We start from the raw sequence: 13,642 nt of genomic DNA, 5'->3' as shown, positions 1-13,642 counted from the left end.
CCGTAACGGATCACAAAATAAAATTCCACATAAAGATTTCGATTCTATATATAGAATTTTACACCCGCTAAGGTGAAGAATCGTTTCAACAAAGGCGTTCCGCCGGTAAATACTGCACACAAAACAGATAAACGTTCAAATAAACTTTGACGCTTTTGTGCTTTGGGCTTTCAATAGCCCCTGCCACTCCCACAGAACGCCTGACGTCGCGCAGGTAAAATGGCAGTGAACCGGCAGAAGAAAAACAAGAGGAGCCACCATGAATATTGATTTGAGGGCCAAGCGCGTGATCATCACAGGCGCTTCCCGAGGCATTGGTCTGGCCATCGCCCGGGCATTCGCAGCTGAAGGGGCACGGGTAGCGATATGCGCACGCAGCGAGGCAGACGTCCGCGAAGTCGGCACGCAACTCGCGGAACATGCCCAGGCGGTGATTGCCCGGGCTGTCGACGTGACGGACAGTGAGGGGGTCAAGGCGTTTGTTGCTGAAGTTGCACACGCGTGGGGCGGGATCGATGTATTGGTGAACAACGCCGGTCAAGGCCGTGGCGGCAACCTCGACACCCTAACCCCGGAAGTCATCCTCGAACATGCCAACATTCTGCAAATGGGGCATTTCCGCTTCGTCCAGGCGGTGGTGCCGTTCATGCGTGAACAGCGCTGGGGGCGGATCATCGAAATCAACGCCCTGGCCGGGGTGATTCCAACGCCCGACGGCATCCCTTCGGTGATTAACCGCGCATCTTGCATCGCCCTCTCCCGCTCGCTGGGCATGTCGCTGCCCAAGGACAATATCCTGGTCAACAGCCTGAACATGGGTTGGATCGATACCGGCCAGTGGGACCGTCATTACAAGGAAATGGGACCTGGCGTCAGTCGCGAGGAGTTCGACGCCATGGTGATGAAAGTGGTACCGCTCGGGCGTTATGGCAAACCAGAAGACGTTGCCGGTATGGCACTGTTTCTCGCCAGCGAATATGCCAGCTTCATCAGCGCCGCCTCGATCGACATTGCCGGTGGCATGGGTGGGCAGATTGCCTACTTCCCAACCCTTAAGCGCGATTTTGCCGCGACGATCGCCGCACGTAACGCTGCCAGCGAATAACGCGATTACACATCGACAACCGCTCCGGTGCGCACTGCGCACCCTCAACGTTGGCGCACCCGTGATGAACTTGCTGTTCCCTGTTCTTGCCACACTGATCTGGGCCGCCAGTACCGTGGTCAATCGCCTGTCGGTTGGGGTGATTGACCCCGCCGCCATTTCCTTTTACCGCTGGCTGGTCGCGTTGCTGGTGTTGTCACCGGTGTTGTTGCCCAGGGTCTGGCGTTTGCGGCAGCAGATTCGGCCGCACCTGTCCAAGCTGTGGTTGCTGGGCTTGCTCGGCATGTCGCTGTACCAGTCGCTGGCGTATTTCGCTGCGCACACTGTCAGCGCCACTTCCATGGGCCTGATCCTGGCGACCATGCCCCTGCTCACGGTGCTGCTCGCCTTTCCCCTGCTCAATACCCGACCGACCGTGACGTTATTGATCGGCGCTCTGGTGTCGTTTGCCGGGCTGACGTGGTTGCTGGCCGCAGGCGACCTGCCCTCGCTCTGGGCACACGGGGTTGGCCGAGGAGAATTGATGATGTTGCTAGCCTCGCTGTCGTACGCGTTGTACTGCGTGCTGGTCAAGCGCTGGCAGATTCCCCTGCCGACCTGGGAAAGCCTTTACGTGCAAATAATCTGCGGCACCCTGCTGTTGCTGCCGCCTTTTTTGCTAGCCCCTTCGATAGCCCTGACAACCGCTAATGTCCCGCTGGTATTGTTCGCGGGTCTGTTTGCCTCGGCGCTGGCGCCCGGCTTATGGATGAGAGGCCTGCAAACTCTGGGGCCGGAAAAAACCGCCGTGCTGATGAACCTGGTCCCGTTATTTACCGCGGTGTTGGCGATTGTGTTGCTGGGGGAAACATTGCACCTGTACCACGCGGTCGGCGGCGGATTGATCTTGCTGGGGATTGGATTGGCGCAATGGAAACCTGCGCGGGCCATGACCGAAGTCGTGACCTAGGCGACCAGCAAGGTATCTCGCAATCGCTGCAAACGCTCGGTGCTCAAACCACTGAAGCGTTGCAGATAGCAATCCACCCCACCGTACTCGGCCTCGATCACCGCATAAGCAGCATTCAAGTACTCGGGCCGGGCATCCAATACAGCGTCGATCGCTGATTCGCTTACCGGCTGGCCCACCATGCGACTCACCGTATTACTCATCGCCTCCTGACGTTCTGCATCCAGCTGGCTGAAACGTCGTGCCGAACGCAAGTAGTCAGCCATGATGTGTTCAGGCGCCACGCCTAGGGCGTGCAACAGCAGCATGACCGCCACGCCGGTGCGGTCCTTGCCTGCCGCGCAGTGAATCAGCACCGAAGCATTCTCTCCAGACAACCGCTCAAACAATGCTGACAGCCGGGGCGCCAACATTCCCGGTAGTTGCCGGTAAACCTCCAGCACCATGCACCGTGCCCCCTCCTCTGCCGGATTGTCGGCCAGCATCGCGGCAATCTGTGGATCGGCACGCAGATCGCCGATGACCTCCAGATGCAATAGGTGCATACCCGAATCAGGCAGACGGCTCGGGTAGTGCCCACGCTCGCCCGCGCTGCGTAAGTCGCAGACGGTCTTTAGCTTAATACGCTGTAACGTCTGCCAGTCTTCAGCGGTCAGGCGATGCAATTGGTCTGCCCGTAACAGAGTATGGCCGCCAATGCGGCGACCACACCGGGTGGGCATGCCTTTCAAACTGCGAAAGTTATCCGCGCCTTGCAGCAGCAAGTGTTCCGGGTTACTCATGCTCAATTCTCCAACAAGTGCTGATAGGCCTCTGTCAATGGCCGCGCGCCCTGCCCCAGTATCGGCGTCCGGCGTGGCTTACGACCGTGAGTCAGCAAGTGCAGGGTATCGAAATCTTCAGCAGCGGCGAAAAAACGTTCCACCATCGGCAGCCCTGCCTGCCCCCATTCATCCATATTCGACATCCAGGTCTGCATCCCCCAAACCGGCCAACGCCGCAATTGTTCCCACGCCGCGTTCTGGTCGAGCACGCCTTCGGCACCGAGGCTGGTCAGTTTTTCGCGGTACACGCAGAGTAACCGCTGCGCATCGGCGCGGCGCTCTGCCACGGTCAATGCTCCCAGCATGAAGTAGGCGACATCGCGCCATGGCCGGCCATACCGGGCGAGTTGCCAATCCAGCCAGATACGTTGACCGTCACTGCGTAAAAAACTGTTGCCCTGGTGCGAGTCGCCATGGATCAGACAACTGGGAGAACTCTGCTCCCCTTCGAAGGCAGCCAATTCGTCGAAGGCATGGCTGAACAACTCCGGTGTCTCGTACATCCATTTCGGCAACAGACGCTGATATTCCGGTTTGCGCAGATTGACCTTGATGTAGTTGTACATGCGCAGCAGGCCGTCGCTGTCCACCGGGTTGGCCATCGACACCGGCAGCCAGCCCTGGCCCCGTAGCTGCGGACTGTTCCAGGTGGCAGCATGCAACGTCGCCAGTGATTCCAGCCCCCCTGCGACGCCGTCCACGCCCAGGTGATCGGTGCTATGGCCAAATTTCCCGGCAGCCAGGCCAAGGTCTTCCATCATCACCACGCCTCGACCGCCGCCATCGGCGTCCCAGTCGGTGAGATAGGTGTCTGGCAGTGGCGCATCGGACCAGCCGTGCGCTAAATGATAAAAGCGCGCTTCCAGCTCACAGATATCGCCGCTCTCGAAACCCTCGGACCAATTCGACTTCAGGCACACGTGCGCAGGAATCCCCGCGCGCTGACCGACCTCATTCAACTCAAGCCTGACGCGGAATTTGGTGGTGTGACCGTTTCGAACTTCCACTGCCGTCAACGCCAGCACCTCGACGCCCGGATAACGCGGCTGCAATAGCTGAGTTAGCCAGGATGCGGTGATTTCACTCAGGTGCCGTGGCAACCGTCCGCTGCGCTGCGGGTAAGGCTTCCCCAGCGAGCTGTCCGTCACGGTGTCAGCACCCGACCAGCGTTGGCCGGCACCTTCAGCTTGAGCAGTTCAATCGCGTTACCGCTGCGAATCCTCTCGCGGTCTTCAGCAGACAAGCCGATGCCTTCGGTCAGATCGCCATGGTCATAGGCGCCACCAAAGTTGGTGCCGTACAACAGACGCTCTGCACCGACCACCTCGGCGACACCGCGGCGCAAGCCCGGCGCATGAACGTCAAGGTCGAAGTAAAAGTTCTGCAGGTAATCCATCAACGGTCGCTGATTGCGCGAGTCCGGTGCCATGGCCCGGTTCAATTCGCTCAGGCGCCCCAACTGGAAAACCGCCATGCCACCGGCATGGGTGATGTAGGTTTTCAAGGTCGGGAAAACATCCAGCGCGCCACCGCAGATCAGGTACCAGAAGAACAGTGTTTCATCGACGCAGTCACCGACGATGGACGTGGTTTCGAACTTGTCGTCCGTGTGTTTTTCACCCCAGTAAATCGATTGGTTGAAGCCGTGCACCATGATCGGTACATCCAGCTGGGTGAGCTTTTCCCAGACGGGGAACAGGCGTTCGTCGTGAGCCTCCAGCCCATTGAAGTTGGCCCCGCCGACGCACACACCCTTGGCGCCCAACTGAGTCACCGCGCGTTCAATTTCCTTGGCCGCATTCAGCGGATCCGCGAGGTTGGCGTGGCACCAGAAATCGAAGTGGTCGGGATCAGCCCGACAAAATGCCGACAACTCGTCGTTGCAGATGCGCGCGTATTCGTTAGCAAAATCACCCGCCCAATACATAAAGCAGTGAGACGGCGTCGACATCACCAGTTTGTCGACACCCCGCTCGGCCATCAGCTTGCGACGGCTGGCGTGGCTCATGCGCGCGAGGATATTGGCCTGCGCTTCGGCATCCGTCGCAGCTTTGGCCGGTTGCTTGGTACCGAGGGAAAAATGCCCCACGGTCAGCCCCTGCACTTTCATGAATGGCCCCCAGAACTCGTGGCGGTTCAGCATGCCCTCAGTCAGCAAGTGGGCGTGGACATCAATCAGCATGGCGTTCTCCTTGTTGTAATTAGCCAGCAGACCGAACGACCCGCTCGCAGGGCATTCGGATCAATTTAAGGGATAACTGCACCTCCAATAATATAAACACATTTCTAATATGTGTTCATTTAAATATGAGTCCCAGGGCTACCTTTTTATAAAATCCGCACAAACAAAAGCAGCCCTCTCAGGCCGCAAATGCGTGTCCAACCGATGAAATCAGCGTTGGGTTTCCTGGGAAACAATCGATTCAGGCTTCATGTCACGCTCCGATAACGGTGTGTCGTGCACCCGATATCCGCCCTTGAGGCCATCGTTGAGCAAAGACCACATGCCTTTGTTGAAGTCATAGCTGACGTTTTTTACCGTGTACGGCAGGTTTTTGTCGTACAGCTGCACGCCACTCTGGAACAGCGCGCGATACAGCACCCCGCCCTGGTCCCAGGCGTCATACAGGCCGGCACCAAAAGTGTCTTCGTCGAGGTAGTAGGTGCGCTTGCTGTAGACGTGGCGTTTGCCCGATTTCAGAGTCGCTTCCACCACCCACACCCGGTGCAGTTCCCAGCGCTCGCAAGCCGGGTTGGCATGATGCGGCTTGAACTGTTCTTCCTGGCCGCAACTGAAGTAGAACTTGTAGGCGTTATACGGAATGTACATCTCCTTGCGGCCCACCAGTTTGTAATCGAAACGGTCCTGGCTACCGGAGAACATCTGCAATTCGTCGAACAGGTTCACACCGCCCTGGTTGGGCACCGGCGTGTCGTAGGCGAACTCCGGCGCCAACTTGATGCGGCGCATGCCTGGGGTGTAGCTCCAGGCACGCCGTGGCTGGCTTTGCGGGTCGAGGTAGTCAGCGAGGATGATCAGTTGCCCGGCGCTGCGGGCCGGATAACTGTCCAGTGCCCAGGCGCGGTAGTACAACTGCGGATCGCGATCGGCCTGTTGAGTCTGGTAGTACGGCGCCTCCTCCATGGTCGCGGACTCGGCGGTCTTGGTCACCGAACCCTGAGAATCCACTACCCAACTGTTGGACGAAGCCGTGGTGGTGTAACCCGTACCCTTGTAGCGCAGTTGTTGATTCCAGATGACTTCATTGCCGTTTTGCGGCAGCGGGAACGGCAGCCCGCCTCGGCATGCCGGATCGACCGCGAGGTTGTCCTTGGTCGTGCGGCAGTTACTGGCGTTGCGCACAGAGGCATCGAGCAACGCTTGCGGGTACGCCGCGGTGCGGTGGGTGGGGTAAATATCCAGGTAGTAGTCGGGGAACTTACTCAGCAGCATTTTTTGCCCGCCGCTCAAGCGGTCGGCGTACTGCTCCATGTTTTTCGAGTTGATCCGCAGCAGCGGTTTTTCATCCTTGAAGGGGTCGGCCCAGAATCCGCTGTCCGGCTTGAAGCCTGGCGGGCTCTGCGTCAGGCCGCCGGTATAGGGAGGAATGCTGCCATCGGCATTGCCCGCGATAATCGCGCCGAACGGCGTCAGGGTTTTACCGATTTGCGCAACCTGGTCGGCCGGTGCCGCGCCCAGGCTGCAGGTGGCGATGCTCAACAGCGCCACTGCCAATGCAAATTGTCCTTTCATAAACAGGTACTCCGCTTCTTGGCTTTTTTAGATGGAGGTTTTAAAGGTGAAGGCCAGCCAGCCACGGTCGGTTCCGCCCACGGCGCCGTTGCCACCGACGGTGTCACCGGGAATGTTCTTCGATTGGGCGTCGGTGTCGGAGTAACGCAAGCCAAATTCGTAACGCTGGGCATACGTCAGCTGCACGCCGGCAGACCAGGTCAGCGCGCCTTCGTTACCACCGCCGGCGCTGGCGGCGTTGCCCGACAGGCCATAATTGACGGTCAGCGGCACGGTCATGTCCCAAGACGGAAATACCGACAGGTATTGCGGTGTGTAATTGACCGCGATGGCCGCGTAATCTCGGGTCGAACAGCCGTCGCGTTTGTCCCCTGAACCGGGCGTGCCGACTCGTGGGTCGACACAGTTGCTGCTGTTCTCACCCAGGTAAAGTTCTTCGTGCTCGGTTACTTTGCGCAGGTGGCTGTAGGCGAACTCGCCGATCAGCGTGGCGTTGTTGGCGATAAAGTTACGCGGCACTCCATACACGGCGTTGGCGACGAAGTGGAACGTATCGCCACGCGGACCTTCGTTGTCGGAAGGATCGACGCCGACCGCGTTCAACGCACCGCCCTTGCGATACGAAATCTCGCTTCCGATCGACACCGTGTCGAGCACAGTCGACAAACTCAAGCCGACCAGTTTGACGCTGCGTGGGTACACCAGACGGTAGCTGCCGGTAGCGGCCGAGACTTCTGGCGCCAGCCAGGGTTGGTAGTCATCGAACTGGCGGTAATACGCGCCCAACGTCGATTGAATTGCTTCAACGTCGTACTTGGCCATCAGACCCCAGTTGGCGGAGTCGCGACCGTATTTCGATTTCTCCCGGTTAAAGGAAAAACCCGGGGCTACCGGCAAGCGGTCCGGGCCTTCGAAAAACGGGTCCGCCGCGCCGAAGTAGGTGCCGCCGTACGGGATACGGGTGTAATCCCATTCGTAGAAATACTGCGCGGCCAGGGTCAGGTTGTCGGTGGCCTGGGCCTTGACGGAAATCTGCCCGATGGGCAAGAACACTTCCTTGGTTTCGATACCGGGACTGGTCACCGCCTTGGCCCCATCAAGTGGCGCTTGCGAATAGGAAATCGCATGGGCGCCGAATAGCAATCCCTCGCCCCAGTAATTGGTATGGCGGCCGATCTTGACGTTCACCGAAGCATCGCCCAGGCGCAGGTTCTTCCAGACAAAGGCATCGAGAATTTCCCCCGAGGGGCCTTCGACGTAGCGCTTCACTTCAGAACTGTAATGATCGTTGTCGTAGCTGGTCTGGAACCCGGCGACATGACTGCGCACATCGTTGTCGTGGTACGCCTGGTCATACCAGCCGGCAGCGCTGAGCCGTGCCCCCCAGTCCTTTCGGTAGGCAAAGTCGAGTTCGGTGAGCAAGTCTATACGGTTGGTAACGATGTCGCCCTTGTCGAATTTTCCATCGGATTCATCGTAGTTGGGGTTGTTCATGATGCGCCGGTCCTGGTCCTCCATGCGCATCCCCAGGTTGTAGCGCAGGGTGTTGTCCCAACGCAGGTGAAAGTCCGGGTTGGACAGTTCGATCGGCGCCGCCAAAACAGCACCACCGTAACCCAACGCCATTTCCCCGACCGCCAGCAGTACCATCGCCCGCTGGGCTCGCATGCACCCCTGTTTACTCATCTTTTTCATGCAGACCACCTTTTGTTTTTATTGTCAGTCGTTTTGGCCGAGCCCCGGTCGCAGGGCGTCATGGCTAGCGCCCGATGGGGTAGATGATGGATTTTTCCTGGGTGAACTCTTTGAGCCAGTTCGGCCCGAATTCGCGGCCCAGACCTGAACGTTTGAAGCCGCCGATAGGTGCATACGGCAGGCTGCCGCTGCCGCCGTTGAGGTATACGCTGCCCGCACGGATGCGTCTGGCCAGGGCGTAGGCGGTGGCGGCATCGGCCGAGGCCACGGCAGCGTTGAGGCCAAAGCGCGAATCGTTGGCGATGGACACGGCTTCGTCATCACTGCCGAAACCGATCACCACCCCCACCGGCCCAAAGATTTCCTCCTGGGCGATGAGCATGTGGTTGCGCACGTCATCGAACAAGGTGAGTTCGCTGAAAAAGCCTTGCCGCAGGTGCGCAGGTCGCCCACCGCCACACACCAGCGTGGCCCCCGCATCGCGGCCACTGGCAATAAAGTGCTCGACCTTGGCGCGCTGCGACTCCCGAATCAGCGGGCCCATCATCACGCTGGGATCTGCCGGGTTACCGACTTTCCACTGCCCGGCAATGGTTTTGGCGCACTGCACGAATTGCTCGCGTACCGAGTGGTGCACCACGAAGCGCGTGAGCAACGCACAGCCCTGCCCTGCGTTGACCGCCAGCCCGGCGACAGCCCCCAGCGCTGTGGCCTGAATATCGGCATCGGCCCGTACGATCAACGCCGATTTGCCGCCCAATTCCAGATGCACGTGCTTCAGGGTCGGCGCCGCTTGACTCATGATGCTCACGCCCACCGCTTCCGAACCGGTGAACGAGACCATGTCCACCCGTGGGTCGCTGCTCAACAGGCTGCCCACCTCAATGCCACCGGTGACGATGTTGAGCACGCCCCTGGGCAAACCGATCTCTTCAGCGATCTGACCGAATAACAACGCCGAGTACGGGGTAAATGGCGAAGGCTTGAGCACCAGGGTGTTGCCGACCAGCAAGGCCGGAAACACCTTGGCCAGGTTCAGCAAAAACGGAAAGTTGTAGCCGGTGATGCCGGCTACCACGCCGATGGCCTCACGCTCCACCGTGCCGCTACCGAGAATCATCGGCCCGGTTGGGTTGAACGGATTGGGATTGGCCTGCACCGGAATCTGCAGGCTGTCGCTGTGCAGAGACTGCTCGATCGCGGTCAGCACATGGCCCAGCGGCATATCCACCTGCATGGCGAAAGTCACGCCTTGGGAACAGCCGACTTCAGCGATAATCAGCGCGGCAATCTGCTCCCGTTTGGCCACCAAAGCGGCGTGCATCCGCCGCATGTACCCGGCCCGTTCGGCCATGCTCAACCACGGCCAAGGGCCGTTATCAAATGCGTTGCGTGCGGCGGCAATGGCCGCATCGGCGCTATGCAGATCACCGGTCGGTGCATGACCGATGACCGCTTCGGTGGCCGGATTGAGCACCGGTTCGCGCGGACCGTCGACCCCCACCCACGCACCATCGATGTACAGCTTGTCCAGCCGGGTAAAGGGAACACTCATGGTGTTGGATCTCCTGAGACTTTGCCGGTGATAATTTCTGCAGCGCGCATGGCAATGGCCATGGCTGGGGCGTTGGTGTTGCCAGAAACCAGACACGGCATCACCGAGGTGTCGACCACACGCAGGCCCTCGACGCCACGCACTCGCAGTTCGGGGTCAAGCACCGACGCGCTGTCGGCACCCATGCGACAGGTCCCGGAAACGTGGTAGGCGGTCTGGCCGAAGCGGCGGAACGCGGCAAGAATTTGCGCGTCGCTTTCTACCTTCGGCCCCGGTGTCAGCTCGCCAACAATGAAAGGCTTGAGCACCGGCTGCGCAGCCAGTCGGCGGAACCAGCGAAACAAGGCAATTGCGGAGGTGCGATCGATCTCTGCGCTCAAATAATTGGCGTTGATCCGGGGTGGAACCGTGGCGTCCGCCGATTGAATGCGCACCTCACCCTGGCTCTGCGGACGCAGGAAATAGCCACCGATGGTCAGGCCGGGCTGCTTGTCGATTTCGACCTTGTTGCCGTCGCCGTCCATGGAATAGAGGCTGACGCCGATTTGCGCGTCCGGACGATCCAGCTCCGGACGCGTCTTGATGAAACCACCGGCCTCGTGGGCGGCATGGGTCATCGGTCCCTTTTTGCGCAAAAAGTATTGGGCCACTGCACCGAGTAACCCAATCCCATGGAAGCAGTGATTGAAGCTGCCACGGGTGACCCGGTACTGCATGGCCATGTACACGTGCTCACGCAGGTTGCGCCCGACCTCGGGGGCGTCGTGCAGCACACTGATACCCAGCGAGTTCAACAATTTGGCCGGGCCGATGCCAGACAGTTGCAAGAGCTTCGGCGATTCAATGGCACCGGCGCACAACAACACCTCGCGCCGCACGTCGAAGCGTCCCTTGCCGGCATTGTTGTTGACCAGCACGGCACAGGCACGGTGATTGCTGAACTCGATGCGTTGCACATCCGTGCCGGTCATAACCGTCAAGTTCGGGCGTGTACGCACCGGGTCGAGAAAGGCTTTAGCTGCGCTGAATCGCTGGCCTTTCCAAGTGGTTTGCGGCTGATAGCCAAAGCCACCCTGGGTGACCGAGTCGATATGATTAGTGTCTTCAGTACGCGCCACACCCAGCTCACCGGCCGCGCTGATGACGGCATCGCACAGGGCGTGGCCCGACGGGTGCACGGTAACTTTGAGCGGGCCACCGACTCCGCGCCATTGGCTCTTGCCCAACTGGTGGTCTTCGAGGGCGACAAACTGCCGGCCCATGTCTTTCCAGCCCCAGCCGGCGCAGCCTTGCGCTTCCCAATGATCATAATCAGCGGGTGCTCCGCGCACATAGACCATGCCGTTGACAGAACTGGAGCCGCCAATTGTTTTGCCCTTGAGCCATTGCTCGTCGGTCATACCCTCGCCGCGTGCGGCCTTGTAGCTCCACACATGCGGATTGCCGGGGCTGAGCAGTTTGCCAATGCCACGGGGCATGGCGATCAACGGGCTGGTGTGATCCGGTCCGCTCTCGATCAGCAGCACCGAAATGGTCGAGTCGGCAGACAAGCGATTGGCCAGGACGCAGCCGGATGACCCCGCACCGATAATGATGTAGTCATAGGTTTTGCTCATTGTGGTTCTTCTTTCGCTGGTTGCTGTAAGCCTTCCATCTCCAGGGCGGCACTCACCGGTGTTCGTCGGATGTATCGCGAACCTCGATGACCCGATCCGGGCAGGCACGGGCACCGCGTTTTGCCAGCCGCTCTTGCCCAATCGGCACACTGAAGCCGCTGCTGGCGATGTAGCCGTTGTCATCGAGTGGATAGAGCGCGGGCGCGACGTTGTTGCAGCGGGCATGACCTACGCAGCAGGATTGGTTGATAGGCGTTTTCGCCGTGGGCGGTGAGCTCTGCCCATAGATCGAAATCGCGGACAAGGTGCTTGGGAATGTGCGCAGGAACAGGTGCAGGCGTTTCAGGAGCGTTATTCATTATTGTTCTCCAGGTCTCTATCGGACTGGAGAAACGGTAAGGCCGCAGGCGCAAAGCCACAACGAACAGAAGCGCAAATCTGTACGGCACAGACGGAATTCATTAACACTTTCGCAGAATATGTTCTAAAACTAAACCTGCTGGTGCAAAACATCCTCTGTCATTGTGTTCTGATCACCGCCGGGAAGCTCTTGTACCCGCCGTCATGAAACCAATAAAAAGCGCTGCCGAGGTTCAGAATGTCTCACCTAGCTTCCGTGCAAACAGCCGATAAAAATCACGCCAGTCAACGCCACGTCTTGCGTTCCCAACGCACCCGGGAATTGCTGCTGGACCACATGTATCGCCTGGCGCTGGAAAAGGGCTACGAAGGAATTACGGTCCAGCAATTACTGGACAGTACAGGGGTCGCGCGCTCCACCTTCTACGCGCACTTTCGCGACAAGGAGGACCTGATCGTCGCCGGGTACGAAGCCATTGGCGTTCCCTCGACCAAGGTCACCGAAGTCGATGGCGACCGCCGTGTCCTGCTGGATGTTTCGGCCTGGCTGTTCAGCGCCACCGAACGTCATGCGGCACTGACGACGGCGTTCTTCAGCGGCCCGGGACAGAACGTGATTCTCGCGCACCTGGAAAATATCTTGATCATCCAGGTCCGGGAACACTACCGGAAACAGGGCCTGTACCAAATCGATCAACTGCGTGGCGAGGCCGCCGTGCGCTGTTTCGTCGGTGCCTTGGTGGGGCTGTGGTTGTGGTGGGTGCGCCACGACTATCCGAACCCGGCGCGGGAAATGACCGAAACCTTCGACAGCTTGATGAACAACGGCACCTGGCCGCCTGACAACAGCGTGCGCCCGTAGCGGGATCAAGAGGTGCAGGCCATGATCAGAAACTGCCGGAATGCCTGGGCCGGCGCCGACAAACAGTTATCCGACAGCCAGATCAGCCCCAGTTCCATGGGTGGAATCACGTCCACCAACGGGCGGATTTCAATCTTTTTGCCTTCCAGGGACCAGGCCCGGTAGAGCATGTCCGAGAGAATGGTCACACCGAAACCATGCCCCACCAGCCCGCGCAACGCCTCCATGGAAGAGGTGCGAAAAGCCACCTTGGGTGCCAGTCCGCGGGATTCCCAATAGCGCATGGTGGAGGTCTCCCCCTCATCGACCGTGGCCAGGATGTAGGCATGCTCGGCGACGTCTTCGAGATTGATCGATGTGGCAGACATCAATGGGTGCTGACTTGCCAGCCAGAGTTGGCGGCGCGAACGAATCAGCACATGGTGAGCAAAACCGTGCAAGTTCGGCGTGTTGGAGACAATCGCCAAGCCCAAGTCGAGGTCGCCATTGCTCAGGGCTGCTTCAATGCTCTGGCGGTCCATGTCGATCAGGTCGATCTCTACCTGAGGGTAGCTACGTTTGAAGCGTGCCAGCAGCGCTGGCAGAAAGTAGCCGAGCACCGTGTAGGAGGCACCCACACGCACGGTTCCTTGCATGGCGTGGCCGAGAAACAGCGGTTCACTGAGAGCGTCCTGCAGCGTGTCGAGAATGTGCCGCGCATGCTGGGAAAACTTGTTGCCTTCAGCGGTCAGCGCCACGCCATGGGGCAAGCGGTCGAACAGGCTAACGCCCATGGACTGTTCCAGATGCAACACCGCTGCAGTAATCGCCGACTGCGATACATGCGCCTTCAGCGCCGCCTGGGAAAACTGGCCGGCGTCGGCGGCGGCAACGAAATAGCGCAATTGGCGCATCGAAATATCTTTGCCTTTTGTCATCTGAT

Annotated in this window: 12 protein-coding genes; 3 read left to right on the top strand and 9 right to left on the bottom strand. The window is 59.4% G+C overall.

The window, feature by feature from the left end; genetic code table 11:
- The first annotated feature begins 259 nt into the window (after positions 1-259).
- Both M5G20_RS26500 and M5G20_RS26495 read left to right on the top strand, forming a co-directional pair.
- Positions 260-1,105, top strand: coding sequence for an SDR family oxidoreductase (locus M5G20_RS26500; RefSeq protein WP_273921618.1), 846 nt, complete (start codon positions 260-262; stop codon positions 1,103-1,105).
- A 64-nt stretch (positions 1,106-1,169) separates the two neighbouring features.
- Positions 1,170-2,054 (top strand): DMT family transporter, encoded by an 885-nt coding sequence (locus tag M5G20_RS26495; RefSeq protein ID WP_273921616.1) that lies wholly within the window; start codon positions 1,170-1,172, stop codon positions 2,052-2,054.
- Here M5G20_RS26495 and M5G20_RS26490 read toward each other — a convergent pair.
- From M5G20_RS26490 to M5G20_RS26455, 8 genes are all read right to left on the bottom strand, one after another.
- Positions 2,051-2,836, bottom strand: coding sequence for a tyrosine-protein phosphatase (locus M5G20_RS26490; RefSeq protein WP_273921615.1), 786 nt, complete (start codon positions 2,834-2,836; stop codon positions 2,051-2,053). The two genes, M5G20_RS26495 and M5G20_RS26490, sit on opposite strands and share 4 nt — an antisense overlap.
- A gap of 2 nt (positions 2,837-2,838) precedes the next feature.
- Positions 2,839-4,026 carry a phosphotransferase gene (locus M5G20_RS26485; RefSeq protein ID WP_273921614.1) on the bottom strand — a complete coding sequence of 396 codons (1,188 nt, stop codon included), beginning with the start codon at positions 4,024-4,026 and terminating at the stop codon, positions 2,839-2,841.
- Positions 4,023-5,060 carry an amidohydrolase family protein gene (locus tag M5G20_RS26480; protein WP_083376108.1) on the bottom strand — a complete coding sequence of 346 codons (1,038 nt, stop codon included), beginning with the start codon at positions 5,058-5,060 and terminating at the stop codon, positions 4,023-4,025. Before M5G20_RS26480 ends, M5G20_RS26485 begins: the two co-directional genes overlap by 4 nt.
- A 210-nt stretch (positions 5,061-5,270) precedes the next feature.
- Positions 5,271-6,632: a DUF1329 domain-containing protein gene (locus M5G20_RS26475; protein WP_273921613.1), complete on the bottom strand. Its 1,362-nt coding sequence runs from the start codon at positions 6,630-6,632 to the stop codon at positions 5,271-5,273.
- Positions 6,633-6,659: 27 nt separating this feature from the next.
- The gene (locus M5G20_RS26470) at positions 6,660-8,327 is read right to left on the bottom strand and encodes a DUF1302 domain-containing protein (RefSeq protein ID WP_273921612.1); all 1,668 of its coding nucleotides are present in this window, start codon (positions 8,325-8,327) and stop codon (positions 6,660-6,662) included.
- Positions 8,328-8,391: 64 nt separating this feature from the next.
- Positions 8,392-9,882, bottom strand: coding sequence for an aldehyde dehydrogenase family protein (locus tag M5G20_RS26465; RefSeq protein ID WP_273921611.1), 1,491 nt, complete (start codon positions 9,880-9,882; stop codon positions 8,392-8,394).
- On the bottom strand, positions 9,879-11,498 hold the full coding sequence (locus tag M5G20_RS26460; RefSeq protein ID WP_273921610.1) for a GMC family oxidoreductase: 1,620 nt from the start codon (positions 11,496-11,498) through the stop codon (positions 9,879-9,881). Before M5G20_RS26460 ends, M5G20_RS26465 begins: the two co-directional genes overlap by 4 nt.
- A 52-nt stretch (positions 11,499-11,550) precedes the next feature.
- Positions 11,551-11,802 carry a ferredoxin gene (locus tag M5G20_RS26455; RefSeq protein WP_273921609.1) on the bottom strand — a complete coding sequence of 84 codons (252 nt, stop codon included), beginning with the start codon at positions 11,800-11,802 and terminating at the stop codon, positions 11,551-11,553.
- 294 nt (positions 11,803-12,096) lie between these two features.
- On the opposite strand from M5G20_RS26455, the gene M5G20_RS26450 reads away from it, so the two are divergent.
- The gene (locus M5G20_RS26450; RefSeq protein WP_273921608.1) at positions 12,097-12,720 is read left to right on the top strand and encodes a TetR/AcrR family transcriptional regulator; all 624 of its coding nucleotides are present in this window, start codon (positions 12,097-12,099) and stop codon (positions 12,718-12,720) included.
- A 5-nt stretch (positions 12,721-12,725) separates the two neighbouring features.
- Here the strand turns inward: M5G20_RS26450 and M5G20_RS26445 are convergent, their stop codons facing one another.
- Positions 12,726-13,637, bottom strand: coding sequence for a LysR family transcriptional regulator (locus M5G20_RS26445; protein ID WP_273921607.1), 912 nt, complete (start codon positions 13,635-13,637; stop codon positions 12,726-12,728).
- Positions 13,638-13,642: the final 5 nt, after the last annotated feature.

This window comes from Pseudomonas sp. TNT2022 ID1044 (genome assembly GCF_028656895.1).
Classification (GTDB): Bacteria; Pseudomonadota; Gammaproteobacteria; order Pseudomonadales; family Pseudomonadaceae; genus Aquipseudomonas; species Aquipseudomonas reinekei.
Note: the sequence above shows the minus strand (reverse complement) of the source record. Positions and strands in the feature narration are given on the sequence as shown.